Raw genomic sequence first — 25,418 nt, 5'->3', positions numbered from 1 at the left:
CCGCGCCAGTGGCCTCAGACGGTCGCCAGGGAGCGCAGGACGTACTGCAGGATGCCGTCGTTGCGGTAGTAGTCCGCCTCGCCGGGGGTGTCGATGCGGACCACGGCGTCGAACTCCACGGGCTCGCCGTCGTCCTTGGTGGCGGTGACCTTGACCGTCTTCGGCGTCGAGCCCTCGTTGAGCCCGGTCACCCCGGAGATGTCGAAGGTCTCGGTGCCGTCCAGGCCCAGGCTCTCAGCGTTCTGCCCCTCCGGGTACTGCAGCGGGAGGACACCCATACCGATGAGGTTGGAGCGGTGGATCCGCTCGTAGGACTCGGCGATGACCGCCTTGACGCCCAAGAGCCGGGTGCCCTTCGCCGCCCAGTCGCGGGAGGAGCCGGAGCCGTACTCCTTGCCGGCGAGCACGACGAGCGGAGTGCCGGCCTCGGCGTACGCCTGGGCCGCGTCGTAGATCGTGGTCTGCCCGCCGCCGTTGCTGAAGTTGCGGGTGAAGCCGCCCTCGACCCCGTCCAGCAGCTGGTTCTTGAGCCGGATGTTGGCGAAGGTGCCCCGGATCATGACCTCGTGGTTGCCGCGGCGCGAGCCGTAGGAGTTGAAGTCCTTGCGCTCGATGCCGTGCTCGGAGAGGTACTTGCCGGCGGGGCTGTCCGCCTTGATCGAGCCCGCGGGGCTGATGTGGTCGGTGGTGACCGAGTCGCCCAGCAGCGCCAGGACGCGAGCGCCGGAGATGTCCTCCACGGCCTCGGGCTCGGCGCCCATGCCCTCGAAGTACGGGGGCTTGCGGACGTAGGTCGACTCGCCGGCCCACTCGAAGGTGTTGCCGTCCGGGGTGTCCAGGCTCTGCCAGCGCTCGTCACCGGCGAAGACATCGCTGTAGTCCTCGGTGAACATGTCGCGGCTGATCGAGGAGGCGATGGTCGCCTCGACGTCCTCCGGCGCGGGCCAGATGTCCTGGAGGAAGACGTCGTTGCCGTCCGTGTCCTGCCCCAGCGGCTCGGCGTCGAAGTCGAAGTCCATCGTGCCGGCGAGGGCGTAGGCGATGACCAGCGGCGGCGACGCCAGGTAGTTCATCTTCACGTCCGGGTTGATCCGGCCCTCGAAGTTGCGGTTGCCGGAGAGCACCGAGGTGACCGCGAGGTCGTTGTCGTTGATCGCCTGGCTGATCTCCTCGACCAGCGGGCCGGAGTTGCCGATGCAGGTCGTGCAGCCGTAGCCGACGAGGTGGAAGCCGAGCTGCTCCAGGAAGGGCCACATGCCCGCCTTGTCGAAGTAGCCGGTGACCACCTTGGAGCCTGGGGCCATCGACGTCTTCACCCACGGCGCGACGGTCAGGCCCTTCTCGACGGCGTTCTTGGCCAGCATCGCGGCGGCCATCATCACCGAGGGGTTGGAGGTGTTGGTGCAGGAGGTGATCGAGGCGATCGCAACGATGCCGTGGTCGATCTCGAAGGTCTCGCCGTCCATCGTGACCTCGACCGGCTTGGATGCGCGGCGGGTGGACCCGTCCTTGGAGCGCCCGGAGCGCATCGGCCGGGCGGCCTGCTGACCGGCGTCGCTGGCGTCGTGCGACGGGGCGTCCGAGGCCGGGAAGGTGTCCTCCAGCTCGTGGTCGACGGCCGACAGCTCGGCCTCGCCATCGGCGTAGTTGACCAGGTCGGCGCAGAACTGCTGCTTGGCGTTGGTCAGCTCGATGCGGTCCTGCGGGCGCTTGGGCCCGGCGATGGAGGGCACGACGGTGGACAGGTCGAGCTCGAGGTACTCGCTGTAGCGGGCCTCGTTGGCCGGGTCGGCCCACATGCCCTGCTCCTTGGCGTAGGCCTCGACGAGCGCGACCTGCTCGTCGGACCGGCCGGTGAGCCGCAGGTAGTCGAGGGTCACGTCGTCGATCGGGAAGATCGCGCAGGTGGAGCCGAACTCCGGGCTCATGTTGCCGATCGTGGCCCGGTTGGCCAGCGGCACCTGGGTGACGCCCTCGCCGTAGAACTCGACGAACTTGCCCACCACGCCGTGCTCGCGCAGCATCTCGGTGATCGTCAGCACCACGTCGGTGGCGGTCGCGCCGGAGGGCACCGCGCCGGTGAGCTTGAAGCCCACGACCCGCGGGATGAGCATGGAGACCGGCTGACCGAGCATCGCGGCCTCGGCCTCGATGCCGCCGACGCCCCAACCCAGGACGCCGAGGCCGTTGACCATGGTCGTGTGGCTGTCGGTGCCCACGCAGGTGTCGGGGTATGCCTGCAGCGCGCCGTCGGCGCCCGACTCACGGGTCATGACGGTGCGCGCCAGGTGCTCGATGTTGACCTGGTGGACGATGCCGGTGCCCGGGGGCACGACCTTGAAGTCCTCGAAGGCGGTCTGGCCCCAGCGCAGGAACTGGTAGCGCTCCTCGTTGCGCTCGTACTCGATCTCGACGTTGCGCTCGAAGGCGTCGGGGCGGCCGAAGACGTCGATGATGACGGAGTGGTCGATGACCAGCTCGGCCGGCGCCAGCGGGTTGATCTTGGTGGGGTCGCCGCCGAGGTCGCCCATCGCCTCACGCATGGTGGCGAGGTCGACGATGCACGGCACACCGGTGAAGTCCTGCATGATCACGCGGGCCGGGGTGAACTGGATCTCCGTGTCCGGCTCGGCGTCGGCGTCCCAGCCGGCGAGCGCGGTGATGTGGTCGGCGGTGATGTTGGCGCCGTCCTCGGTGCGCAGCAGGTTCTCCAGCAGCACCTTGAGCGAGTACGGGAGCGTGTCGGCACCCTCCAGCCCACCGATCCGGAAGATCTCGTAGCTGGCGTCCCCCACCTCCAGCGTGCCCTGGGCATCGAAGCTGTTCGGATTGGTGCTCAACGTGGGTCGCTCCTTCGCTCACTGGCTATTTATCTTGACATCAAGATATCTCACCCAGGGTGCCTGCCGCAACGCGCGGGCATACCCGGATGTCGCCCATCCTGCCGCACCCTGGCCCCGACGTCAGGTGAGGCTTGCCTGTGCCCTGCTGTCCGGTGCGGCCGGGTCAGCCCAGGCCGTGCCGCCCGAGCGGCCCGATGAGCTCGCGCTCCTCGTAGGCCAGGTGCGAGAGCAGGGTGTCGGTGAGCAGGTCCAACGAGCGCTGCACCCCCTCCAGGACCTCCTCGCCCGCGCGCCCGGTCCCGTCCTCGGCGACCAGCCGCACCAGCGCCTTGTCGAACTCGTCCAGCACCTCGTGGATGACGACGTGCTCCTCCGCGAGCCGGTCCAGCACCGGCGCGAGGTCGGGCTGGCGGTGCCGCAGGTGGGGGAAGACGCTCCGGTCCTCCAGCGTGTGGTGCCCGGTGACGATCCGGCAGTAGGACTCGCAGTAGGCGCCCAGGGTCCAGTTGTTCTGCCGCATCGTCATCGTGTTGATCACCGAGCGCGCCGCGCCGACCGTGACGTGCCCCCGCCGCACCTGGTCGAGCACGTCGCGCACCTGCTCCAGCTCGGAGCGCAGGCCGTCGTGGATGTCGACGAGGTGCTGCGCCTGCTCGGGGTGCCGGCCGGGCTCCCCCGCCGGGGCGGAGGGACGTGCGCCCTCATCCCAGGGCATCGAGGGCGAGAGGCGTGTCCCGTCGTCCGGCGTCGCGGTGACGGTATGCCCCTGCCCGTGCTGCTCCTGGACGGCGCCGTCCGCGGTCCCCGGTCCCGCGTCGCGCGGAGCGGAGGTCGCTGGGACGCCTGTCGCCTCCGCCGACTGCTGCGCCCGTCGCGCCCGCTCGGCGTCGACCAGCTCACGGGTCGCCGGGGCGACCTCGGCGGCGTAGCGGCGCACCACGTCCGGGTCGTCGGTCCCGAGGACGTAGCAGCTCATGCCGACGTCCAGGGTCAGCTCCGCGAGCTGCTCGGCCCAGTCCTGCGGGCGGCCCCGGAGGAAGCCGCTCCCGGTCCCGAACGACCCGAAGACGTTGTAGATCCGGCGCACGGCGGCGGGCGGGCGCCCCGCCTCCAGCGCCGCCTCGTCGACGCGCGCGGCGCGCCGCAGGGAGGGCGGGCGGGTCGGCATACCCCATGCTCGGGACCCACCCGTCGGCGAGGCGTCCGGTGAGCCGCAGCATCCGCGGCTTGTAGGCCCCGAGCCAGATCGGGATGTCGTGGGCCGGGGCCGGGCCGGCGTGCAGACCCCGCGCCGTGTAGTGCTCTCCCTCGAAGCGCAGCGTGCCGCCGGCCCAGAAGGCCCTGATGAGCTCGACCGCCTCCGCCAGCGCGTCGACCGCCTCGCCCGGAGTGCGACGCGGACCGCCCGCGGCGACGATGGCGTCCCAGAAGGCGCCGGCCCCGAGCCCGAGCTCGACGCGCCCGTCGGTGAGCAGGTCGAGGGTAGCGGCCGCCTTGGCCAGCACGACCGGGGGCCGCAGCGGCAGGCTCGCGACGTTGGGGGCGAGCCGGATCGTCGTGGTCCGCGCGCCGAGCACGGAGAGCAACGTCCAGGTGTCGAGGAAGCCGTCCTGGTAGGGGTGGTCCTGCACCGAGACCACGTCGAGGCCCTCGACCTCGGCGAGGGCGACCAGCGAGAGCAGGTCGGGGATCCGGCGGGCGTCCGGCGTCGGGAAGATGCCGAACTCGAGCTGCTGGTCCAGATCGGGCATGGTGCCTCTCATCGTTCAGCGCGGGGCGCCGGGGCGCAGCAGCGCCAGGCACTCCACGTGGTGGGTCATCGGGAAAGCGTCCAGCACCCGCAGCGCCTCCGGCTCCAGCCCGGCCTCGCGGGCGGTCGCGAGGTCGCGGGCCAGCGCCGCCGGGTCGCAGGCGACGTGGACGACCGCGCGGGGACGCAGCGCGGCGAGGGCACGGACGACGTCGCCGCCGGCGCCGCTGCGCGGTGGGTCGAGGACGACGAGGTCCACCCGCTCCCCGTCGGCCACCAGCCGCTCCAGGACGGCGGCGGTCGGCTCGGCGACCGCCCGCACCCAGGGGTATGCCGACAGGTTGCCGCGCGCGGACCGGGTCGCTTCCTCGTCCGCCTCGACGGCGAGCACGCGGCCCTCCGGGCCGACCGCGTCGGCGAGGGGCGCGGCGAAGAGCCCGACGCCGGCATACAGGTCCAGGGCGCTCTCCCCCGGCTGCGGGTCGAGCCAGGCCAGGACCTGCTCGGTGAAGGTGGCGGCGGCCCCGGGGTGCACCTGCCAGAACCCGCGGGCGGAGACGGTGAAGTCGTGCTCGCCGACCCGCTCGGTGACCTCGGGGACCGGACCCACCGGCACCGGGGGTCGGCGGGCCGCTCGCCGACCGGTGCCCGGGCGGCGGCCCCGGGGACGGTGGCCGCCGGAGGGCGCCGCGAGGGGGACGACGACCGGCTCGCCCACGGCCGGGGCGACGACGTCGAGAGCAGTGACCACGTCTGCGGCCCGGGACCGCCCGGTCGTGCCGGGGACGAGCTCCTGCGCAGCGGCGAAGACCCCGGTGCCGACCACGCCGGGTGCGGCGATGCGGCAGTCGTCGACGTCGACCACCTCGTGCGAGCGGTGCGCCCGCAGGCCGGAGACGGGCGGGTGCCCGGGCACCTGTCGCAGCGCCACCTCGACCCGGGTGCGCCACCGCAGGCCGTGGTCGTCACCGGGGACCGGGTCGCAGACCAGCTCCGCTCCCTGGCCGAGGCGGCGGACCTCCTTCGGTCCCAGCCCACCGACCCGCAGCAGCTGCTCGGTGACGACCTCCGCCTTGAGTGCGCGCTGCGCCGCGAGGTCGGCGTGCTGCCAGTCGCACCCGCCGCAGCGTCCCGGGCCGGAGAAGGGGCACGGGGGCTCGACCCGGTCCGGCGAGGCACGGTGGACCGTGAGGGCGTCGGCGCGCAGGAAGCGGCCGCCGCTGCCGACGCCGGTCACGCGCGCCCGCACCTGCTCCCCCGGCAGGGCGTGCCGGACGAAGACGACGAGGCCGTCGTCGGTGTCCCCGACCCTGGCCACGCAGTGGCCGCCGTGCGCCACCGGGCCGACGAGGAGGTCCAGCTCGTCGCCGACCGCCGGGACCGCGGCCGCGTCGGTGCCCGGCACCTCAGCGACCCTGCGTCGGGTCGATCGCGGCCGTCCCGCTCGCGTCGTCCTGGGGCTGGGCGGGGGTGCGTCCGGTCGCGAGCATCCAGCCCATGACCACCACGGCCAGCAGGTAGGCCGGCCAGCTCAGCACGATCTTGGTGACGCCCAGCCAGGCGACCTGCTCGGCGAGGTAGAGCGGCAGCATGATCGCGACGCGCAGCGCGAAGAGCGCGACGAGCACCCAGGTGAGACGGGCGCAGACCGCGACCAGGCCGGGGTCGCGGCGCCAGGCGGTGGGTCGCTCGGCGAAGTCGGGGTCGCCGAGGGCGACGATGAAGCCCAGCAGGGGCCAGCGCGTCAGGATCGACGCCAGGGCGGCCACGCCGTAGAGCCCGCTCACCAGGATCCCGGGGAGGAAGGCGTCCTGGGCCTCGCCGGAGCGCAGCGCGAAGAAGGCGGCGATGCCGGTCGCGAAGATCGCCGAGCCGAGGAAGCGCCACGAGCCGCCGACGAACCCGCGGATCACCGTGAGCACCACCAGCAGCGCCGCCGCGGCCACCACGGCCGGACGGACGGCATCGGTGACGAGCCAGGTGGTCACGAAGGCGACCGTCGGCAGCGCCGTCTCCAGCGAGCCGTACCACCCGCCGAGGGCCTCGCTGATCCGCCGGCGGATGACCTGCTCGACGGTCTCCTGCGCCGAGCCGGTGGACCCGACGGACCCTGCCGCGGGCTCCTGCCCCGGCCCGTGGTCGGTCATGTGAAGTCGGGGTTGCGCGGGGCCTTCGGCGCGTCGGTGGGTGCCGGCTCGGGCGCGGAGGCCGCTGCCTCGCCCGAGGTGTCCGCCGCGTCCCCGGTCGACAGCCCGACACCCGCGACCGCCGTGGCGTCGCTCGAGCCGCTCGCGGAGGGTGCCTTGCGGACGGCCTCGGCCGCCGCGGCGCGCCGGGCCTGCTCCTGCTGCTCGCGCCGCGCCTGCGCCTCCTTGGCGACGGCCTCCGCGAAACCCTGGGGCGGGGTCAGGGTGAGGACCTCGCGCGGCGGGCGGGGCTCGTCGCCTCTGGTCACCACGATGCGCCGGACGAAGGACAGGATGCCGCGGACCTGGTGGTCGTCGGTCGCGGCCGGGCCACCGATCACGACGCGGAGGAACCACCGGGGACCGTCCACGCCGACGAAGCGGGCCGGCTGGTAGGCGACGCGCCCGTCCGGGGCGCGCCCGGGCATACGAGCCCGCAGTTCCTTGCCCATGCGCCCGTCCACGACCTCGGCCGCTCCCCCGGAGTCGACCAGGCCGCGGGCGATCTCGGCCCGGAGCTCCTCCCAGATGCCCTCGGTGCGGGGCGCCGCGAAGACCTGCACCTGCGCCTGCGAGGCGCCGAACCCGAGGGTGGCGCCGATGACGCGCCCGGAGCTCTGCTCGATGTCGAGACGCAGCTGCATCCCCTTGACCGAGGGGATGCGGAGCGCACCGAGGTCGATGCCGCCGTCCACCTCCGGCCACTCGGTGATGTCGTAGGGCCCGTCCTCGGCGCGCACCCAGTCCCGGTCGACCCCAGGCTCCCCCTCGGCGGGCTCGGGCCGGACGGCGACGGTGTCCTCCTCGTCGAGGAGGAGCTCGTCGTCGCTGAGCTGCTTGGTCTTGCGTCGGCCGAAGAGTGCCACGGGTGGCTCAGTCCTTCTGCTGGGTCGGTCCGGCGGTCGCCGGGAGGGGGGTGGAGCGGCCGGTATGCCCGTGGCCGCCGGCGCCGCGCGCCGACTCGCCCAGGTCCTCGACCTCGGTGAAGACGGGACGGGCCACCTGTTGGACGACGAGCTGGGCGATGCGGTCGCCGCGCTGCACGTCCACCGGCGTCCGCCGGTCGGTGTTGAGCAGGTTGACGAAGATCTCGCCGCGGTAGCCGGAGTCGACCGTGCCGGGAGCGTTGACGATCGTCAGGCCGTGCCGTGCCGCGAGCCGGAGCGGGGGTGGACGAAGGCGGCATACCCCTCGGGGACGGCGAGCGCCACGCCGGTGCCCACGAGCACGCGCTCCCCCGGCGCGATGCTGACGTCCTCGCGCGCGTGCAGGTCGACCCCGGCGTCGCCGGGTCGCGCCTGGGCGGGCACGGGCAGGCCGTGGTCCAGCCGTCGCAGCGCGACGGGGACGGTCAGCGGCTCGGGGGGCATGGTCATCGAGGGTAGCCGCCCGCCGGGCGGGGACGGCCGGTGACCGTCCCCGCCCGTGACGGCGTCGGCACGGTGCTCAGGCTGCGCACTCCGTGCACACCGGCATCCCCCCGACCTCCTTGGCCAGCTGGCTGCGGTGGTGCACGAGGAAGCAGCGCGAGCAGGTGAACTCGTCCTGCTGCCGGGGCAGCACGTGCACCGACAGCTCCTGGTCGGACAGGTCCGCCCCCGGGAGCTCGAAGCCCTCGGCCTGCTCGGTCTCGTCGACGTCGACACTGCCCGAGGACTTGTCGTTGCGCCGAGCCTTCAGCTCCTCGATCGAGTCCTCGTTGAGCTCGTCGTCGTTCTTGCGTGGTGCGTCGTAGTCGGTCGCCATCTTGCCTCTCTTGCCATCGCCGCGTGGTCTCGTCGTCCCTGAACGCCGAGAGCCTCGATTTTGTGCCCACCGCCGGCCGCCGGTGCACATCCGCCGCGCGGGAGTATGCCCTATCCGCCCCGGGCCGCGCGAGGCGGTATCGGACGGGCGCTCAGGGGCGGGCGGAGAGCCGGTCGATCTCGTCGCTCAGCAGGGGGTGGAGGGTCGCGTTGGCGGCGAGCGCAAGGTCGCCCGAGGGCGGGCCCGAGCCGCCCGGTCCGGTGACCACGCCGCCGGCCTCGGTGACGACGAGCCACCCTGCCGCAAGGTCCCACGGCTGCAGCCCGCTCTCCCAGTAGCCGTCCACGCGGCCGGCCGCGACATGGCACAGGTCGAGAGCCGCGGCACCCATCCGTCGGACGTCGCGCACGCGGGGCAGCAGGTCGGAGACGACCGCCGCCTGACCCCGCCGCACCGCACGGTCGTAGGAGAAGCCGGTGGCGAGCAGCGCCGACTCCAGCCGGTCCTGGTTCCCCACGGCCAGCGACCGGGTCGTCCCACGTCCCGTCACCCGGGCGCCACCCCCGGAATGCGCGTGGAAGACCTCGTCCGTGCGGGGGTTGATCACCGCGCCGGCGACCGGCGTCCAGGCGCCCGGCGTCGTGGGGTCACCGAGCACGACCGCGACGGAGACGGCATACGAGGGGAGGTCGTAGAGGTAGTTGACGGTGCCGTCGATGGGGTCCAGGACCCAGGTGAGTCCGGTGCTCCCCGCCCCGAGGCCGCCCTCCTCGCCCAGCACGCCGTCCTCGGGTCGGGCCGCGGCGAGGCGGTCCCGCAGCAGCGCCTCGGCGCGGGTGTCCATCTCGGTGACGACGTCGAGGTCGCTGCTCTTGGTGTGGGCGACCCCCAGCCCGTCCGGCCGCTCCTCGCGGATGAGCGCCCCCGCCTCCTCGGCCAGGTCGACGGCGAGGCGCTCCAGCTCGGCCCGTTCGTCGGCCGGGACCTGGTGCGGGTCAGGGGCGCCCTCGAGGTCGGGCGCGCCGTCCATCAGTCGCTCCCGCAGGCCGCCGGCTTCGCCTGACGCAGGTTGGGGCAGCAACCGGGGCGGCAGATCGAGGGGCGCGGCTCGCCGCCCGGCCAGGTGGGTCGCTCGACGTCCTCGTCCCGCGCCTGCGCGGCGCGCTCCAGCGCGAGGTCGACCAGGCCCATGACGAACTCGGTGTCGGTGCCGACGGTCGGCACGCGCAGCATGTCGATGCCGAGCTCCTCGGCGGTCTCGGCGGCCTCGGTGTCGAGGTCGAAGGCGACCTCCATGTGGTCGGAGACGAAGCCGATGGGGGCCACGACGACGTCGGTCACCCCGCGGCCCGCGAGCTCGCGCAGGTGGTCGTTGACGTCCGGCTCGAGCCACGGCTGGCTCGGCGGGCCGGAGCGCGAGCAGTAGGTCAGGTCGTGCTCGACCTCGACGCCGAGCGTGGCCGAGACCTCGCGGCTGATCGCGGCGGCGAGCTCGGTGTGCTGCGCGGAGTAGAGGTTGCCCTCCTCGTCCCCGGGCCCGGACGTGTCGTCCATGGCGACCGGGAGGGAGTGGGTGACGAAGACCAGGTGCGGAGCGTCGCCGGAGCCGCTCGACTCCATCCGCTGCCGGACCGCCTCGGTGACGATGCGGGCGTTGGTGCCGGAGAAGCCGGGGTGGTTCCAGTACTGCCGCACCTTGTCCACGTGCACCTCCTGCCCTTCGGCGCGCAGCTCCTCCTGGGCCGCCGCGATGTCTTCGCGGTACTGCCGGCAGGAGGAGTAGCAGGAGTAGGCGCTGGTGGTCACCGACAGCAGCCGGGTCATGCCCTCGGCGGCGGCCTCCCGGAAGGCGTCGGCGAGGAACGGCTCGGAGTTGCGGTTGCCGAAGAGCACGGGGATGGTCAGCTCGCGACGGGCGAGCTCGGCCCGGATCGCCTCGATGAGCGCGCGGTTCTGGTCGTTGATCGGGCTCTTGCCGCCGAACTCGTAGTAGTGCTCGGCGACCTCCGCGAGCCGCTCGTCGGGGATGCCCCGACCGCCGGTGACCCGGCGCAGGAACGGCATGACCTCGTCCGGGCCCTCCGGACCGCCGAAGGAGGTGAGGACGATCGCCTGGTAGGGGAAGAGGTCGTTCTCCTCCGACTCCTGCAGGGTCTCCTCGAGCTCGGCGACGACCTCGTCCTGCGCCGAGCCGGCCTCGGGTCCGGTGGCCGCGGGGTCGGCGACTCCCGGGTCGGCGGCGTCGCTGGGGTCGGTCATGGGGTTGCTCATGCTGCGTCTCCTCGAGAGGGGATGGGGGTCGGGGCGTGCAGGTCGAAGACGATGGCGGCGACCCGGATCCCCAGCACGAGGGCCAGGGTGGACCAGACCACCAGGAAGGACAGCTGTCCGAGCTCGGCCGCGGTGACCACGACCGCGGCGCCGAGCAGGGCGGGCACGGCATACAGCTCGCGGCGGAGCACCTCGGGCACCTGACCCACGAGCACGTCGCGGATGACCCCACCGCCGACGGCGGTGATGCCGCCGACGAAGACGGCTGCCAGCGGTGGCGCGCCCAGGACCACGGCCTTGAGAGCACCCGCCACGGCGAAGGTCGCGAGCCCGACGGCGTCGAGGTACTTCACGGCCTGGCTGATCCGGTGCAGCCGCAGCTTGGGCCGGTGACGGGAGAGGTCGACGAAGAGGCCGTGGAAGGCGAAGACGACCAGGCCGGCGAGCAGGACGGTGAGGACGTACCAGGGGTTGCTGATGCCGTCGGGAGGGACGTCGCCGAGGAAGACGTCGCGGATGATGCCGCCACCCAGGCCGCTCACCCAGGCGAGCACCGCGACGCCGAAGAGGTCGAGCCGGGCCCGCACCGCGACCAGCCCACCCGACAGCGCGAAGACGAAGATCCCCGCGAGGTCGAGGGCGAGACGCACATCGGCGGAAGCGGCGATCATGGCCCCTTCAGGGTATCCCGCGCGGCGTGCCCTCCCGCGAGCGGTCCGGGCGGGGTGGCACAGTGGTCAACCATGCAGCAGCTCCAGTTCGTCGAGCTCGACGAGGGTGGTCGTCTGGTCCTCACCGGTGACGACGGGTCGCAGTATGCCGTCCGGGTCGACGACCGGCTGCGCGCGGCGCTGCGGCCGCGGTCCCGGCAGGCCGAGTCGGAGGGCGCGGGCCGTCGGGCGGTGAGCCCGCGCGACGTGCAGGCGATGATCCGGGCCGGGCAGCCGGCCGAGGACGTCGCCGCCTCGACCGGGTGGGAGCTGGAGCGGGTGCGCCGGTTCGAGGGCCCGGTCCTCGCCGAGCGGGAGCACGTCGTGGGGCTGGCGCAGCGCGCGCCGGTGCGGGCGAGCGGGCGGACCGACGGGTCGCACACCCTGGACCGCCGGGTCCGGGAGCGGCTGCAGAGCCGGGGCGTCGACCTCACCGCGGTGTCGTGGGACGCCGCCCGTGGGGAGCCGCAGGAGCCGTGGACGGTCATCGTGGCCTTCGGTGCCGGGGGGCGTGAGCGCCGGGCGGCCTGGCACTACGACGTGCGCTCGCGTGCGGTGGAGGCGCTCGACGACGAGGCGCGCTGGCTGAGCGAGGACGAGCAGGCGCTGCCCGGCGGGCTGTCGGGCCACCCGCTGCTCGGCGGGTCCCACGGCGAGGACGAGGCCGCGGCCGACCTCATGGCCACGATGCGCGAGCGGCGCCAGCGTCGCGGTCGGCGCACCCAGCCGGCCGCGCGCCAGGGCGCTGACGACCCGGGCCACGTGCCGGGTCAGCGGGAGATGCCCGGCGAGGTGCTCCCGCTGGAGGACCTGCCCTACGACCCCGGCACCATGGGCGACCCGCCCGCCGCGCACCCGCGGGGCTCGGCGCCGGAGTCCCCCTCGCCGGTGGGGCCGACGGGGGACGAGCCCGTCGAGGACCCGGTCGCCGTCGAGCCGGCCCCCGAGGTCGCGGCGGGTCCTGACGTGGTCGCTGAGCCGGAGGTCGTCGAGGAGCCTGAGGTGGTCGCCGAGCCGGGGCCGGAGGAGCAGCCCGAGCCGGTCACCCCGGAGGAGGCCCGTCGTGCCGTCGGCCGTGGCAAGGGCCGCAAGCGGCGTCGCCTGCGGTTGCCGTCGGTGGCACCCGCTGCGCACGAGGAGGAGGGCGTCGAGGCGGAGGGCAGCTTCGCCCGGACCCGCCACGACCCGCAGGAGGTCACCTTCGACGAGTTCTTCGGAATGGAGGACGACGACCTGGACGTCGAGGAGGGCCAGCCTCAGCAGGACGACCTCCACGAGCCGGACGGCGACGACGAGTCGGCCGCGGAGGAGCGCGACGGCGACGGGGAGCTGCTCGAGGACGAGGTGCTCATCGAGGACGAGGCCTTCGAGGGTGCCGACTCCGCGGACGAGCCGGCTGCTGCGGAGTCCCAGCCCGAAGATGTGCAGAAGGGCGAGCCCGGTCCGGAGGCGGAGGGCGTCCACCAGGAGGAGCCGACTGACGACGTCGGCGACGGGTCGTCGTCCGACGACGCATCCGAGGAGCCCGTGCGCGAGGAGGCAGCCGCGGACCAAAGGGCTGCAGCGCCTCTCGATGACGAGGTCTCCGCGGATCATGGGATCGAGGAGCCCGTCGACGAGGAGTCCGTGGGCGAGGAGTCCGTCAGCGAGGAGTCCGTGGGCGAGGAGTCCGTGGGCGAGGAGTCCGTCAGCGAGGAGGCTGACGCTGAGCCGTCGTCGTCCGACGACGCACCCCAGGAGCACGCCGACGAGGAGGCGGCCGCAGATCAGGTGGAGGTCGATGACGCGGTCGAGGAGGACGCTCCCGAGGAGCCGGCCGCGAAGCCGACGTCCGGACGCAAGGGCCGCACCAGCGTCCCCAGCTGGGACGACATCATGTTCGGCTCCCGCCCCCCGCGCGGCTGACCCCCGGCATACCGCCGACCGGCAAAGTCCTGCCCCGGCACGCTTTCGACGGTCACCAGGGGTACCCATCACCCCACCGACCGGCGAAATGTCGCCCCGGCGCGCCTTTCACGGTCACTTCCGGCCCCCCATCACCCCACCGACCGGCGAAATGTCGCCCCGGCGCGACTTTCACCGTCAGCGCAGGGGTTCGGCAGCTCCGGGCAACGGGCAGAGGTCGAGGTCGAAGGGCAGCAGCTCCGGGGAGGTCGAGGCCGTACGGGCGGCAGCCGAGTTCATGCGGCGCATGTAGTGCCGCCGGCAGAGCACCTCGTACTCCACCACCGGCGCATGGTCGCTGCTCGCGGCCGCCTCCTCCCCCTCGTCCTCCGCTCCGCCGACGTCCCCCACGACGACCTGCTCGCCCTCGATGACCATGGTGCCGTCGACGACACGGGCGTTGACCGTGGCGGGTTTGCCGCACCAGCACAGCGCCCGGACCTGCAGCTGCTCGGTGCGGTCCGCGAGCTCGATGAGACGACGCGACCCGGGGAAGAGCTCGGTGCGAAAGTCGGCGGTGATGCCGAAGGCATACACGTCGATGCCCATCTCGTCGACCAGCCGGGCGAGCTGCTCCACCTGCTCGGGACGGTAGAACTGCGCCTCGTCGCAGATGACGTAGTCGATGGCGCGACCGTTGGTGCGCTGCTCCACGACCAGCTCCCAGAAGTCGAGGTCGTCGCCGACCTCGAGCGCGTCCTTGGTCAGCCCCAGCCGGGAGGAGAGGACCGCGGCCCCGGAGCGGTCATGCTGGGTGAAGAGCAGCCCGCGACGGCCGCGCTGGTGATGGGTGTGGTCCATCTGCAGCGCGAGGGTCGACTTGCCGCAGTCCATCGTTCCGGTGAAGAAGACGAGCTCGGCCACCCCGGCAGTCTACGGACCACCCACCGAGCGCCGTGATGGGTTGCCGGTATGCCGTCGGCCAACCATTCGCGACGCCCTGTCGTGGCTGTGGCAACCATTCGCGACGCCCGGTGGGGTCGTAGCCAACCATTCGCAGCGCCGGTCGGGGCTGTGGCAACCATTCGCGACGCTCGGTGGGACGTGGCTCAGGTCGTGGCGACCAGCAGCGGGACGGCCGTCTCGGCCTCGGTGATCGAGCGTGGTGGCCGCGCAGCCGCAGCACCTCGGGTCGCAGCAGGCGCGAGTCGAGCACGGTGGCCTGGCCGAGCATGGCGACGACGACCTCGCCGATGCGGGAGTCGTAGGCCTCGCGGACCGGGCCGAACCACCCCGCCTCGACCGCCTCCTCGCGGGTGAGCACGATCGCCTCCTCGCCCAGCTCCTCGCGCCAGGTGGCGACGACGTCGTCCACCGCACCGGGGCGGCACCAGGCCTGCGGCGCCCGTGGCTCGCCCGCGAGCAGCTCGACGCCCTCGTCCAGCACCGGATCGAGCGCCAGGTCGCGGCGCTGGTCGAACGGCGCCTCGATCATCCCGTGGTCGGCGGTGACGAGCAGCGTCGTCTCCGCCGGAAGGCGCGCGAGCAGCCCGGCGACCCACGTGTCGAACACCTCGACCGCCTCCCCCCACTCCAGCGAGTCCGGGCCGTACACGTGGCCGGCCTTGTCGATCTCGTCCCAGTAGGCATACACCAGCGCCCGACCGCGCCGTCCGGCCTGCATCAGCGACTGCAGCACGCCGCTGGTGCGCTCGTCGTGGGTGCCGGCGCCGACGTAGCCGCCGCCGCGCAGCGAGGCCCGGGTCAGCCCGGAGCCGGAGAAGGCCTGCTGCGAGACGGTGGTCATCGACACGTCGCGCCGTGCCGCGTGCTGCAGCAGCGTCGGCACCGGCTGGTAGGTGTGCGGGTCGGGGCCGTCCTTCCACGCCAGGTGGCTGAAGAGCCGCCCCCGGTAGCTCGTCTGCCACCCGACGATCCCGTGACCGCCCGGCGGCAGCCCGGTGCCCAGGCTGGTGAGGCTCGTCGCCGTGGTCGACGGGAAGCCGCAACCGAAGCCCTCGGCGCCCTCCGGGGTCGCGAGGTCACGCAGCGTGCGCGCGTGGCCGCTGCGACGCGCGAGCTGCTGCGCTCCCAGGCCGTCCGCGAGCACCACGACGACCCGCCGGGTCGGGTCCACCGACCACACGGGAGCAGCCACCCCCTCGGGCAGGTCCTCCACGCCCAGCGCCCGGAGCGCACCGGGCAGCACGGAGGCCAGGCCGGAACCCGGCGCCGGGGGCTGGTATGCCTCCCGCGCGGCCGCGACCACGTCACTCGTGGCGGGGCGAGCCGGGGAGTCCGCGCCGGTCCCGCCGCTCGCCGACGGACGGGCGGCGCCTGCCGGGCTCACTGGCCCAGTCGGGCCGACAGCTCGCTGGCGAAGAGCAGCGTCTGCTCCAGGCGCTGCTCCCCGTGCGTCTCCGCCGCCACCCGCAGCGAGATGTCGTCGCTGGAGACGGTGCCCTCGTAGCCGTGGTCGCCCTCGCACTGCGGGTCCTCGCACACCGCCGGCAGCAGGTCGACCCGGGAGACCGCGCCCCAGCCCAGGGTCAGCGTGACGCCCCGCCCGGCGAGGCCGCCGTCGTACTGCTCCGGGTCCGGCACGGTGTGCGTGAGCATGACCCCGCGGACCGACCGCAGCGGCACGGTCTCGCTGGTCGCGGTCGCCATGCGCTGCCCTTCCGGCCCCTCGTGGTCGTCGGCGTGGGCGATGACCAGCCGCCGGTCGGTGAGCACCAGGACGGTGAGGTGGTTGCGCACCGCCATCTCGTCGAAGGTCGTCTCGTCGTGGACCAGGTGGGAGATCACCGAGTCCCGCCCGACGGCGGTGACGATGACGTCGTGGACCACCGCGGGGAGGTAGCCGGCGGCCTGGATATCGGCGACCAGCGTCTCGGGCAGGGGCGACCTCACACGACGGACCATGCGCCCATCGTGTCAGACGTCGTGTCAGACGTCGGCGAGCAGCGTCCGACGCTCGGCGTCGGTGCGGGTCGGGGCAGGAGCGACCCGGACGGTGGCTCCCAGCACCTCGACCCCGTCCTGGTGCGCCAGCACGGGGTTGAGCCGGACGTGAGCCAGCTCGGGGTGGTCGTCGGCGAGCACGCTGACCCGCGCGATGAGGTCGTGCAGGGCCGCGTGGTCGACGGGCATCGCCCCGCGGTAGCCGTCGAGCATCGGGGCCGCCTTGATCGAGGACACCATCTCGCTGATGTCGACATCGGTCAGCGGTGGGAAGCGCAGCGCCTCGTCGCCGAGCAGGTCGATCGGCAGCCCGGCCACGCCGAAGCCGACGACCGGCCCGAAGAGCGGGTCCTCGGCCGAGTTGACCTCCACGCTCACCCCCGAGGGTGCCATCCGCTGCACCGCGATGCCGTCGACGCCGAGCGGCTGCAGCAGCGCCGAGAGGTCACGGTATGCCTCGCGCACGGCCTCCGGGCTGCGCAGCGCGGTCCGGACCCACCCCTGCCCGGGCTGGTGCTGCAACAGGGGCGAGGTCGCCTTGAGCACGACGGCGTCACCCAGCTCACGCGCCACGTCGACCGCCTCGTCGGCGGAGCCGACGAGGACGCGCGGCCACACCCGGATGCCGTAGGCGGCGAGCAGGGTGGTGACCTCCTCGGGCTCGAGGTCGGTGCCGCGCGGGGTCCGGGCCAGCGCGGCGTCGACGATCTCCGAGACCGTCGCCCGCGTCACTCCGTCCAGGCGCACCCGCTCGCCGTGGTCACGGCGGCGCCACTGGGCATACCGGACCGCGGCCGTGAGCGCGCGGACGGCGTCCTCGGGCATGGGGTAGGACGGAACGCCCGTGCCGGGGGTGACGCCGCGCATCCCGACGAAGGTCGCCACGCACGGCTTCTCGTGGCCCTCGGCCGCAGCGGACACGGCCTGGACCACCTCGGGGTCGATGTCGGCGATCGGCGGGACGAAGCAGGCGATGAGCGCGTCCACGGCGTCGTCGGCGAGGGCGACGTCGACGACCTCACGGAACTGCTCGGTCAGCGCCTCGGCGGACACCGTGACCGGACCGTGGGTGACCCGCAGCCCGCGCGCCGAGGCGGAGTCGGCCGCCAGCGATCCGAGGGCGTCGTTGTTGCTGACCACCGCGACCCGCTCCCCCTGCGGCAGCGGCTGGTTGAGGACGAGCTGGGCGACGTCGAAGAGCTGGTGGGCGTTGTCGACCCGGATCACGCCGGACTGCCGCAGCATCTGGCCGAAGGTCTCCGGCTGCTCCTGCGTGAGCCGCACGCGGTGCCCCTGCGGGATGGCGTGCTGTCCGATGCCCGACTTGACCACGATCACCGGCTTGCGCATGGCGAGCTTGCGGGCGATGCGGGTGAACTTGCGCGGGTTGCCCATCGACTCGAGGTAGAGCCCGACGACCGTGGTGCTGTCGTCGTCGGTCCAGTACTGCATGAGGTCGTTGCCCGAGAGGTCGACCCGGTTGCCGGCCGAGGCGAAGGTCGACAGGCCCAGGCCGCGGCGCCGGGCCGAGGCGAGCAGCGCGATGCCCAGCCCGCCGGACTGGCTGAACAGCCCCAGGTGCCCGAAGGGCGGCAGCTGGTCGGCCGAGGCGATGGAGGCGTTGAGCCGGATCCCCGGGTCGTTGTTGATGAGCCCGAAGCTCGTCGGCCCGAGCACCCGCATCCCGTGGTGGCGGGCGCGGACCAGCAGCTGACGCTGCAGCGCCCGGCCCTCGGTGCCCGCCTCGGCGAAGCCCTCGGAGGCCACGACGAGCGCCTTGGCCCCGGCGTCGGCGCACTCGTCGACGATGCCGAGCACCTCGTCGGCGACCACCGCGACGACGGCGAGGTCGATCCCGCCCTCGATGTCGCGCACCGAGGCGACGGCGGGGTGGCCGTTGATGAGGGTGCCGGGCTCGGCCGCGTTGTTGACCGGATGGACGCGGCCGGTGAAGCCTCCGGCGACGATGTGGTCGAAGAAGGCCCGGCCGATGGTGGCGGGCCGCCGGCTGACTCCCACCACGGCGACCGACTCCGGGTGCAGCACGGCACGCACCGAGCGCACCTCCGAGCGGTGCTCGCGCGACATCCGCACCGCCCGCGACTCCTCGGTCGGCTCGATGTCGAAGGACACCGCGATGACCCCGTCGTCGAACTCGTGCGAGACCTCGAAGCCGGCGTCGCGGAAGACCCCGATCATCTTGCGGTTCTGCGGCAGCACGTCGGCGACGAAGCGGGTGATCCCGGCCTCCCGGGCGATGTCGGCCAGGTGCTCCAGCAGCACCGAGCCGATCCCCCGGCCCTGGTGCTGGTCGGACACGTTGAAGGCCACCTCGGCCACACTCCCGCCCTCGCGGAGCCGGTCGTAGCGGCCGATACCGACCAGGTCGTCACGGACATACATCACCAGCGCGACGCGGTCGACGTAGTGACGTGGGTGAAGCGGTGCACGTCCTTGTCCGACAGCCGCTTGATCGGTGCGAAGAACCGCAGGTAGATCGACTGCTCCGACTGGGCGCCGTGGAAGAGGTGGATGGCCTCGGTGTCGTCGGGCCGGATCGGCCGCACGTGCGCGACCATGCCGTCGGAGAGGACGACGTCGGCCTCCCACTCGCGGGGGTAGCCGGGGGGCAGCGCGTCGGCCTCGCTCATGGCCTCATCATCCCATCGTCGGCCGACAGGCGTCCGTGGTCCTCGCAGGGCCGCCCGGTCATGGTGCGGCGGCCGTAGGCTGGTCAGGGAGGACGCCGACCACCGCCGGAAGGACCTGGGTATGCACCCCGCCCCCCAACGCCGCCACCGTCCCCTCGCGCTGTGCCTCGCCGGCGTGCTGCTGGCCGGCTGCTCGACCGCGGGGACGAGCGCTCCGTCTGGCACGGACGAGACCGCCGGGACCGGGCAGGAGGGGTCCGCTGACGGGGCTGGGACGGGGGCCCCCGAGGAGTCGTCGGCGGCGGCGTCACCGGACATCGCGGTGGCGGAGGTCGACACCTTCGCCGAGCCGTGGGCGATGGCCTTCCTGCCGGGCACCGACGACCTGCTGGTCACCGAGCGCAGCGGCACCCTGCACCTGCGCGACGCCGAGAGCGGCGAGCGCATCGAGGTGGCGGGCACCCCCGAGGTGGTCGACGACGGCCAGGGCGGTCTGGGCGACGTGCTGCCGGGGCCGACCTTCGACGAGGACCAGGTCGTCTACCTGAGCTGGGCCGAGGCGGGCGAGGGCGGCACCGGTGCGGCGGTGGGCCGGGCGCGGCTCGTGACCGACGGGGGCGACGCCGCGCTGGAGGGCCTGGAGGTCATCTGGCGGCAGACGCCGAAGGTCGAGGGGTCGGGCCACTTCTCGCACCGGCTGGCGCTCGACCCCGACGGCGAGCACCTCTTCGTCTCCTCCGGAGACCGGCAGCAGCTGGACCCGGCGCAGGACACGAGCAACACGCTGGGCACCGTGGTCCGGCTCACCCTGGACGGCCAGGCCGCACCGGGCAACCCGCTGGCCGACCAGGGCGGGGCCGCGGCGCAGATCTGGAGCTGGGGGCACCGCAACCCGCTCGGCCTGGAGTTCGCGCCGGACGGCACGCTGTGGTCCTCGGAGATGGGCCCGGAAGGCGGGGACGAGCTCAACGTCGTCGAAGAGGGCGGCAACTACGGCTGGCCCGAGGTCTCCAACGGCAGCCAGTACGGCGGCGGAGAGATCCCGGACCACGCCGAGGGCGACGGCTTCGTCGCACCGGTCGAGTCGTGGAACCCGAGCATCTCCCCGGGGAGCCTGCTCATCTACACCGGCGACCTCTTCCCCCAGTGGCAGGGTGACGCCCTGCTGGGGGCACTCTCCGGGCAGGCGCTGGTGCGGGTCGACCTCGAGGACGGCCGGTCCCGGGGCAGCGAGGTCATCGAGCTCGGGCAACGGATCCGCGCGGTGGAGCAGGGGCCGGACGGCGCGGTGTGGGTGCTGGAGGACGAGGGCAGCGGCCGGCTGCTGCGGCTGACGCCGGAGGGCTGAGGGCCTGGGCCTCGAGGGGCCGCCCGTCGGGACCAGGGTGCCGCCTGCGACCGCCGCGGGTGTCGGTGCCCCGTGGCAGGATCCGCGGGTATGGAGTTCCGCGACGTGGTGCGCGCCCGCCGGATGGTGCGGGCCTACGACCCCGACCGGCCGGTGCCGCGGGAGGTCGTCGACCGGGCGCTGCGCCACGCGATCCGGGCGCCGAGCGCCGGCTTCTCCCAGGGCTGGGACTTCGTCGTCCTCACGCGCGAGGAGGAGCGCGGCCGCTTCTGGTCGGCGTCGACCGGAGAGGTGGCGCGCGAGCGCATGGACTCCTGGCTGCGCGGGGTGAGCAGCGCCCCCTGCCTCGTCGTCTGCCTGTCCGACAAGCAGGCCTACCTGGACCGGTATGCCGAGCCGGACAAGGGTCTGACCGATCGGTCCGAGGAGCACTGGCCGGTGCCCTACTGGGACGTCGACACCGGCATGGCCGCGCTGCTCATGCTGCTGACCGCCGTGGACGAGGGTCTCGGCGGGTTGTTCTTCGGTGTGCCGGGCGACCGGCAGGAGGCGACGCTCGACGCGCTGGAGGCACCGCCGGACCGGCGGATCGTCGGTGTGGTGGCGATGGGGTATGCCGCGCCGGACCGCCCCTCCCCCTCGCTGCGTCGCGGACGGCGCCCGGTGGGCGAGGTGGCGCACGAGGGGAGGTTCGGGACGCCCTGGACCGGGTGAGGCCGGAGGCGAGGGGGTCGAGGCCGAGGGAGGTCGGGGGAAGCGAGGTCAGGCGTTGCGCAGCAGGCTGATCGTCGCCAGGAGCGCCAGCCCGATGCCCACGAGGAGCAGGACGACCGAGGCCCCGGCGACGACGGCACTGGTCGGCGCCAGGGCGCTGGCGACCGGTCCGGCCACGACGACGAGCAGGGCGGCCAGCGCCAGCTGGACCTCCGGCGCGTGGCGGGTCGGGTCGAGGACGGCGGCCCCGCCGCGAGGCGTGCGACCGCGGCGGGCTGGCGCGGCGAGGGTCGGCTGGTGCGGCGAGCTGTCGAGGTCCATCGCGTCATCCTTGTCGTCGAGGTGAAGGACGGCGCCCCCTGCGCGCCGGCCTCTGACCTCTAGATGCCCAGCATGGCGTCTGCCGTTGCGTCCACGGGGAGAACGTGACCGGATCGTGACCCTGCCGGCCCCCCGCCCACCTCCTGAGGCTCACCAGCCCGGGCAGCACCACGACGCGCACCCGCCCCGGGCTGGGCGGGCCCGGGCACCTCAGCGCGAGGCGAGGAAGTCGTCGACCTCCGCCGAGGTCGGCGCGGTCGCCGGACCGCGCCGGGTGACCTTGATGGCCCCCGCCGCGTTGGCTCGCCGTGCGGCCCCCACCCAGCCGCGGCCGCCCGCCACCTCGGCGCACAGGACTCCGGTGTGCGTGTCCCCGGCCCCGTTGGTGTCGACCGGGGTCTGCGGGAAGCCGGCCACCGGCGTGGTCTCGTCGCCCACCCGGACCGCGCACCCCTGGGGCCCGTCCCGGACGACGACCACCGCCCCCTCGGGCAGTCGGGCGGCGACGGCGTCGCACAGGTCGGCGGGCGGGCCCTCCGCCCCGACGAGCTCGGCCGCCTCCGCGGCGTTGGAGGTCCACACCGTGGTCCGGGCCAGCACCCGCTCGACGAGCTCGGCATCGAAGGTGGCGAAGGGAGCACCGGGGTCGAGCACGACCTCGACGCCTTCCGGCAGGCCCTCCACCCAGGTGAGCAGCGGGTCGCGGGTGGGCTCGAAGAGGGTGTAGCCGGACAGGCACACCAGGTCCCCCGGTGCCGCCGCGCTGGTGGCCAGCGATCCCGCGGTGATCCGCCGCTCGGCGCGCGGGTGGTGACGAAGGTGCGCTCGGCGCTCGGCTCGACGAGGACCACGCACACGCCGGTGTCCAGCTCTTCGACCGGTGCAGCGCTGACCTCGACCCCCTCGCGCTCCAGCACCTCCCGCACAAGGTCCCCGTTGGGCCCGGTGCCGACCGCCCCCGCGAGCACCGCCGCCGCCCCGGAGCGTGCCGCCGCGACGACGATGGTGACCGAGCCACCGGCATACCTCGTCGCCCGGTCCGCCATGACGTTGCCGCCGCGCGCGGGCAGGTGGTCCACCTCGAGCACGAGGTCGACCATGGCCTGACCGGTGTGGATGACCCTGCGCGGCGTCTGCGTCATGGGTCGTACCCTGCCACGGCGGGCGAGCGCATACCCTCACCGCATGAGCACCCCCACCGCCGCTGTGCTGGCCGCCCTGCCCGACGTCCGGGAGTGGGTGGAGGACCTCTACCGCCACCTGCATGCCCATCCCGAGCTGTCGATGGCCGAGCACGCGACGGCTGCCCGGGTGGTCCAGGAGGTCTCGGGTATGCCGACGGCCGGTGAGCTGGAGGTGCGCACCGGCATCGGCGGGACCGGGGTGGCCGTGGTCGCGCGCAACGGCGAGGGTCCGACCGTCCTGCTCCGGGCCGACATGGACGGCCTGCCGGTCGCCGAGGACACCGGCCTCGACTACGCCTCGACCGTGCGGGTCACCAACGACGCGGGCGAGCAGGTGCCGGTGATGCACGCCTGCGGGCACGACACCCACGTGGCGACGCTGCTCGGCGCGCTGCGGCTGCTGCTCCAGGGGCGCGAGCACTGGGACGGGACGGTGGTGGCGGTCTTCCAGCCGGCCGAGGAGCAGTTCAACGGCGCCGAGGCCATGGTGGCCGACGGGCTCGTCGACCTGGTGCCCCGGCCCGACGTGGCGCTCGGCCAGCACGTGCTGCCCGGCGCGGCCGGGTCGGTGGAGGTGGCTCCCGGACCGATCATGGCCAGCTGCGACGACTTCCGGATCACGCTGAACGGCAAGGGTGGCCACGGCTCCGCGCCGCACACGGCGATCGACCCCGTGGTGATGGCCGCCTCGCTGGTGATGCGGCTGCAGACAGTCGTCTCGCGGCAGGTGTCGCCGCAGGCGACCGCGGTGGTGACGGTGGGCCGGATCAGCGCCGGCACCAAGACCAACATCATCCCCGAGCACGCCGTCCTGGAGGGCACGGTGCGCACCTACGACGGTGCGGTGGCCGCGCACTGCCTGGAGGTCATCGAGCGGACCGCGCTCGCCGAGGCGCTGGCCTGGGGTGCCCCCGAGCCCGGCTTCGAGACCTTCGACCACCTGCCGGTGACCGACAACGAGCCCGATGCCACGGCCCGGGTCCGGGCGGCCCTGGAGGCCGAGCTCGGGACCGACCGGGTCGGCGAGTTCACCCCGGAGATGGGCTCGGAGGACTTCGGGGAGCTGCCCGCGGCGTGGGGCGCCCCGTCCTGCTACTGGGGCTTCGGCGCCTTCGACGCCGGGGCCTGGGAGGCGGCCCGGGAGCGCGGCACCGAGCGGACAGATCCTGCCTTTCCCGACAACCACTCCCCGCACTTCGCGCCGGTGCTGCAGCCGATGCTGGACACCGGGGTGCGGGCGATGGTCGCCGCGGCGATGGCCTGGATCGGGCGGTAGGGCTCGTCCGGACGGGGGCTGTGCGGCGCCGGGTCTTCCACAGGCGGAGCAGTGAGGCCGGCTGCCTAGCAGTTCTAGACATAGCGTGAGGCCATGAGGCGAATTCATGGATACATAGCCGTCTCGGCTGCGCTGGCATTGTGCACAGGGGGCTGCAGCGCCGCAGACAGCCCATCGACCTCGTCTACCACCGAAAACGGTCCGGCGACCTCTGCCCCGGGTCCTGGTGATGAGCATGGAGCGACTGCGGAGCCTGAGCCGGATCCGGCTTGGACCTGGGCGGCAAGTCTCTTGTCCAATCCCGTCATGACCGAGGGTCGCATCATCAGCTTTATCGAGCCTGAGGATTCTCAGGACTCTTCAGAGCTTCTGCTCGCCGGAATCGACGCTGACTCCGGGGCAGAGGAATGGCGTCTGACGACTAGCCTCTCGGGCGCAACACGTGTTTCGGCGCCTCCCCTTCTCAGCGATCTCGTCATCGTCACGGTCCCGAGCACTCATCAAGCGCCATGGGTGCACCTCGTGGCGATCAACGGGTCCGGGCGCGAGGTAGCGCGTCTCGAAGAACCGGTCGCCGTTTATGCGCTTCCCTGGGCCTGTCTCGATGATCGCGTGTGCTTCCGCGGCTATGTGGGAGATGACGAGAATTACACCGACTGGCAGGTCACGCTGGACGAAGGCGAGCTCAGGGTCGGCGAGCATACGTCAACCTCTTCACCAGTCTCGGCAAGCGATGGCATCGTCGTGCGGAGGATGGATGTTGAGGGCGTGGAAACCATGCGTGGGCTTGACGCCGACGGAGTTGTCTGGGAGCGCCCACTGGTGGAGCTTGAGCTGCCCCGTGGCCGCGTTGTTGCCGGGAGCACACGCAAGGCCGCTGGGGTGTACATCGCAGACTTGTACTACTCCCAGGAAGACGAGGTAGGTGAACTGCCCCTGCAGGATCACCCACTTCTCGCCCTCGATCTCGAGACAGGCGCCGAATTGTGGCGAAGAGACGGTGCGGGCCTCTGCGGTGGCGCCGCAGATGAAGAATCAGACGTCGTCCTGGTCTGCGAGGGGACAGGTGCGGCGAGGGTGGACTACGACATGGGGACGCTCAATTTCGATGGGACGAACCAAGTCACGCTCTCCGGTGTCGTGGAGTCGACCGGTGAAGAGCTCTGGAGCATCGCCATCACGGGAACCGACTGGACCGCTATGAACTCCGAATTGAGCAGACCTGTTGACTCGAAGCTGGAGACAGTGCAGCAACAGGGCGATGTGATGGTGGTCGACCCTCAGACAGGGGAAGCCCTATCCGGAGGCAGTGCCTCTGTCCCGGACGGCTTCCGCTGTTTCAGATCACGGCTGCTGGGCCAGAGCGAGGAGAAGTTCCGCAGCGACCACCTACTCTTCACCTGCGGTCTTGATGGAAAGCCACAGAACCCACCGACGGCGCGCGCCCTAGAGGTGATTCTGAAGGACCCCCCACACGAGCTCGACGTCGTCGCCGGGCCAGACGGGATCTCGCGCTACCCCTGACAACAATCATGGCGCTGTCGGTGCGTGGGCCTACGATCGTCCTCCG

At 73.0% G+C, this 25,418-nt stretch carries 22 protein-coding genes and 2 pseudogenes; 5 read left to right on the top strand and 19 right to left on the bottom strand.

What is annotated here, in order from left to right; genetic code table 11:
* Positions 1 to 14 precede the first annotated feature (14 nt).
* The 11 genes and pseudogenes from BJF80_RS11795 to BJF80_RS11750 form a co-directional block, all read right to left on the bottom strand.
* On the bottom strand, positions 15 to 2,840 hold the full coding sequence (locus BJF80_RS11795) for an aconitate hydratase (RefSeq protein WP_075813858.1): 2,826 nt from the start codon (positions 2,838 to 2,840) through the stop codon (positions 15 to 17).
* Positions 2,841 to 3,006: 166 nt separating this feature from the next.
* Positions 3,007 to 3,558, bottom strand: coding sequence for a hemerythrin domain-containing protein (locus tag BJF80_RS20310; protein WP_237767595.1), 552 nt, complete (start codon positions 3,556 to 3,558; stop codon positions 3,007 to 3,009).
* A gap of 181 nt (positions 3,559 to 3,739) precedes the next feature.
* On the bottom strand, positions 3,740 to 4,594 hold the full coding sequence (locus BJF80_RS20305; RefSeq protein WP_237767581.1) for an LLM class flavin-dependent oxidoreductase: 855 nt from the start codon (positions 4,592 to 4,594) through the stop codon (positions 3,740 to 3,742).
* Positions 4,595 to 4,609: 15 nt separating this feature from the next.
* Entirely contained in the window at positions 4,610 to 5,998 is a 1,389-nt protein-coding gene (locus tag BJF80_RS11785; protein ID WP_075813856.1) for a class I SAM-dependent RNA methyltransferase, read from the bottom strand.
* Position 5,999: 1 nt separating this feature from the next.
* The gene (locus BJF80_RS11780; RefSeq protein ID WP_075813854.1) at positions 6,000 to 6,740 is read right to left on the bottom strand and encodes a DUF3159 domain-containing protein; all 741 of its coding nucleotides are present in this window, start codon (positions 6,738 to 6,740) and stop codon (positions 6,000 to 6,002) included.
* Positions 6,737 to 7,645, bottom strand: a complete 909-nt coding sequence (locus BJF80_RS11775) for a DUF3710 domain-containing protein (protein ID WP_075813852.1) — start codon at positions 7,643 to 7,645, stop codon at positions 6,737 to 6,739. Before BJF80_RS11775 ends, BJF80_RS11780 begins: the two co-directional genes overlap by 4 nt.
* A 7-nt stretch (positions 7,646 to 7,652) precedes the next feature.
* Positions 7,653 to 8,155, bottom strand: a pseudogene (gene dut / locus BJF80_RS11770) (dUTP diphosphatase).
* Between the two features lie 70 nt (positions 8,156 to 8,225).
* Positions 8,226 to 8,525, bottom strand: a complete 300-nt coding sequence (locus BJF80_RS11765; protein WP_022923741.1) for a DUF4193 domain-containing protein — start codon at positions 8,523 to 8,525, stop codon at positions 8,226 to 8,228.
* Between the two features lie 151 nt (positions 8,526 to 8,676).
* A complete protein-coding gene (locus BJF80_RS11760) occupies positions 8,677 to 9,555 on the bottom strand; it encodes an inositol monophosphatase family protein (protein ID WP_075813850.1) in 879 nt (292 codons plus the stop codon).
* Positions 9,555 to 10,796, bottom strand: a complete 1,242-nt coding sequence (locus tag BJF80_RS11755) for a ferrochelatase (protein ID WP_237767580.1) — start codon at positions 10,794 to 10,796, stop codon at positions 9,555 to 9,557. Before BJF80_RS11755 ends, BJF80_RS11760 begins: the two co-directional genes overlap by 1 nt.
* Positions 10,793 to 11,467 carry a trimeric intracellular cation channel family protein gene (locus tag BJF80_RS11750; RefSeq protein WP_075813848.1) on the bottom strand — a complete coding sequence of 225 codons (675 nt, stop codon included), beginning with the start codon at positions 11,465 to 11,467 and terminating at the stop codon, positions 10,793 to 10,795. The genes BJF80_RS11755 and BJF80_RS11750 overlap by 4 nt, the downstream gene beginning before the upstream one ends.
* Positions 11,468 to 11,539: 72 nt before the next feature.
* On the opposite strand from BJF80_RS11750, the gene sepH reads away from it, so the two are divergent.
* Positions 11,540 to 13,411 carry a septation protein SepH gene (gene sepH, locus BJF80_RS11745; protein ID WP_075813846.1) on the top strand — a complete coding sequence of 624 codons (1,872 nt, stop codon included), beginning with the start codon at positions 11,540 to 11,542 and terminating at the stop codon, positions 13,409 to 13,411.
* A 177-nt stretch (positions 13,412 to 13,588) separates the two neighbouring features.
* Here the strand turns inward: sepH and BJF80_RS11740 are convergent, their stop codons facing one another.
* The 5 genes from BJF80_RS11740 to BJF80_RS21225 are packed head-to-tail and all read right to left on the bottom strand — an operon-like array spanning position 13,589 to position 19,005.
* Complete coding sequence (locus BJF80_RS11740) at positions 13,589 to 14,314, bottom strand: thymidine kinase (protein WP_075813844.1); 726 nt, start codon at positions 14,312 to 14,314, stop codon at positions 13,589 to 13,591.
* Entirely contained in the window at positions 14,196 to 15,740 is a 1,545-nt protein-coding gene (locus BJF80_RS11735; RefSeq protein ID WP_083673644.1) for an alkaline phosphatase family protein, read from the bottom strand. Before BJF80_RS11735 ends, BJF80_RS11740 begins: the two co-directional genes overlap by 119 nt.
* Positions 15,737 to 16,315, bottom strand: a complete 579-nt coding sequence (locus BJF80_RS11730) for a DUF5998 family protein (protein ID WP_022923734.1) — start codon at positions 16,313 to 16,315, stop codon at positions 15,737 to 15,739. Before BJF80_RS11730 ends, BJF80_RS11735 begins: the two co-directional genes overlap by 4 nt.
* Before the next feature lie 24 nt (positions 16,316 to 16,339).
* Positions 16,340 to 18,757 carry a bifunctional acetate--CoA ligase family protein/GNAT family N-acetyltransferase gene (locus BJF80_RS11725; RefSeq protein ID WP_321166396.1) on the bottom strand — a complete coding sequence of 806 codons (2,418 nt, stop codon included), beginning with the start codon at positions 18,755 to 18,757 and terminating at the stop codon, positions 16,340 to 16,342.
* Complete coding sequence (locus BJF80_RS21225; RefSeq protein ID WP_321166216.1) at positions 18,757 to 19,005, bottom strand: hypothetical protein; 249 nt, start codon at positions 19,003 to 19,005, stop codon at positions 18,757 to 18,759. Before BJF80_RS21225 ends, BJF80_RS11725 begins: the two co-directional genes overlap by 1 nt.
* A 121-nt stretch (positions 19,006 to 19,126) precedes the next feature.
* On the opposite strand from BJF80_RS21225, the gene BJF80_RS11720 reads away from it, so the two are divergent.
* Together BJF80_RS11720 and BJF80_RS11715 are read left to right on the top strand one after the other, a co-directional pair.
* A complete protein-coding gene (locus BJF80_RS11720; protein ID WP_075813842.1) occupies positions 19,127 to 20,353 on the top strand; it encodes a PQQ-dependent sugar dehydrogenase in 1,227 nt (408 codons plus the stop codon).
* A gap of 90 nt (positions 20,354 to 20,443) precedes the next feature.
* On the top strand, positions 20,444 to 21,067 hold the full coding sequence (locus BJF80_RS11715) for a nitroreductase family protein (protein WP_075813840.1): 624 nt from the start codon (positions 20,444 to 20,446) through the stop codon (positions 21,065 to 21,067).
* 48 nt (positions 21,068 to 21,115) lie between these two features.
* Here the strand turns inward: BJF80_RS11715 and BJF80_RS11710 are convergent, their stop codons facing one another.
* The 3 genes and pseudogenes from BJF80_RS11710 to BJF80_RS21220 form a co-directional block, all read right to left on the bottom strand.
* Positions 21,116 to 21,388, bottom strand: coding sequence for a hypothetical protein (locus tag BJF80_RS11710; protein WP_075813838.1), 273 nt, complete (start codon positions 21,386 to 21,388; stop codon positions 21,116 to 21,118).
* Between the two features lie 210 nt (positions 21,389 to 21,598).
* A complete protein-coding gene (locus BJF80_RS11705; protein WP_321166395.1) occupies positions 21,599 to 22,243 on the bottom strand; it encodes a PfkB family carbohydrate kinase in 645 nt (214 codons plus the stop codon).
* A 2-nt stretch (positions 22,244 to 22,245) separates the two neighbouring features.
* Positions 22,246 to 22,488, bottom strand: a pseudogene (locus BJF80_RS21220) (PfkB family carbohydrate kinase); the annotation flags it as partial.
* Positions 22,489 to 22,573: 85 nt separating this feature from the next.
* Between BJF80_RS21220 and BJF80_RS11700 the strand changes: the two are divergent.
* Together BJF80_RS11700 and BJF80_RS11695 are read left to right on the top strand one after the other, a co-directional pair.
* Positions 22,574 to 23,848 (top strand): amidohydrolase, encoded by a 1,275-nt coding sequence (locus BJF80_RS11700; RefSeq protein ID WP_075813994.1) that lies wholly within the window; start codon positions 22,574 to 22,576, stop codon positions 23,846 to 23,848.
* A gap of 306 nt (positions 23,849 to 24,154) precedes the next feature.
* Positions 24,155 to 25,372, top strand: a complete 1,218-nt coding sequence (locus BJF80_RS11695) for a hypothetical protein (RefSeq protein WP_075813836.1) — start codon at positions 24,155 to 24,157, stop codon at positions 25,370 to 25,372.
* Positions 25,373 to 25,418 lie beyond the last annotated feature (46 nt).

The organism is Serinicoccus sp. CUA-874, from assembly GCF_001942225.1.
GTDB classification, from domain to species: domain Bacteria; phylum Actinomycetota; class Actinomycetes; order Actinomycetales; family Dermatophilaceae; genus Ornithinicoccus; species Ornithinicoccus marinus.
This window is presented reverse-complemented; position numbering and strand designations above follow the sequence as displayed.

Coding starts and splice junctions, on each gene's coding strand:
- BJF80_RS20310 (WP_237767595.1), bottom strand. CDS start 3,558: ATGCCCTGGGATGAGGGCGCACGTCCCTCCGCCCCGGCGGGGGAGCCC.
- BJF80_RS20305 (WP_237767581.1), bottom strand. CDS start 4,594: ATGCCCGATCTGGACCAGCAGCTCGAGTTCGGCATCTTCCCGACGCCG.
- BJF80_RS11780 (WP_075813854.1), bottom strand. CDS start 6,740: ATGACCGACCACGGGCCGGGGCAGGAGCCCGCGGCAGGGTCCGTCGGG.
- BJF80_RS11765 (WP_022923741.1), bottom strand. CDS start 8,525: ATGGCGACCGACTACGACGCACCACGCAAGAACGACGACGAGCTCAAC.
- BJF80_RS11760 (WP_075813850.1), bottom strand. CDS start 9,555: ATGGACGGCGCGCCCGACCTCGAGGGCGCCCCTGACCCGCACCAGGTC.
- BJF80_RS11755 (WP_237767580.1), bottom strand. CDS start 10,796: ATGAGCAACCCCATGACCGACCCCAGCGACGCCGCCGACCCGGGAGTC.
- BJF80_RS11750 (WP_075813848.1), bottom strand. CDS start 11,467: ATGATCGCCGCTTCCGCCGATGTGCGTCTCGCCCTCGACCTCGCGGGG.
- sepH (WP_075813846.1), top strand. CDS start 11,540: ATGCAGCAGCTCCAGTTCGTCGAGCTCGACGAGGGTGGTCGTCTGGTC.
- BJF80_RS11730 (WP_022923734.1), bottom strand. CDS start 16,315: ATGGTCCGTCGTGTGAGGTCGCCCCTGCCCGAGACGCTGGTCGCCGAT.
- BJF80_RS11725 (WP_321166396.1), bottom strand. CDS start 18,757: ATGTATGTCCGTGACGACCTGGTCGGTATCGGCCGCTACGACCGGCTC.
- BJF80_RS21225 (WP_321166216.1), bottom strand. CDS start 19,005: ATGAGCGAGGCCGACGCGCTGCCCCCCGGCTACCCCCGCGAGTGGGAG.
- BJF80_RS11720 (WP_075813842.1), top strand. CDS start 19,127: ATGCACCCCGCCCCCCAACGCCGCCACCGTCCCCTCGCGCTGTGCCTC.
- BJF80_RS11715 (WP_075813840.1), top strand. CDS start 20,444: ATGGAGTTCCGCGACGTGGTGCGCGCCCGCCGGATGGTGCGGGCCTAC.
- BJF80_RS11710 (WP_075813838.1), bottom strand. CDS start 21,388: ATGGACCTCGACAGCTCGCCGCACCAGCCGACCCTCGCCGCGCCAGCC.
- BJF80_RS11700 (WP_075813994.1), top strand. CDS start 22,574: ATGAGCACCCCCACCGCCGCTGTGCTGGCCGCCCTGCCCGACGTCCGG.
- BJF80_RS11695 (WP_075813836.1), top strand. CDS start 24,155: ATGACCGAGGGTCGCATCATCAGCTTTATCGAGCCTGAGGATTCTCAG.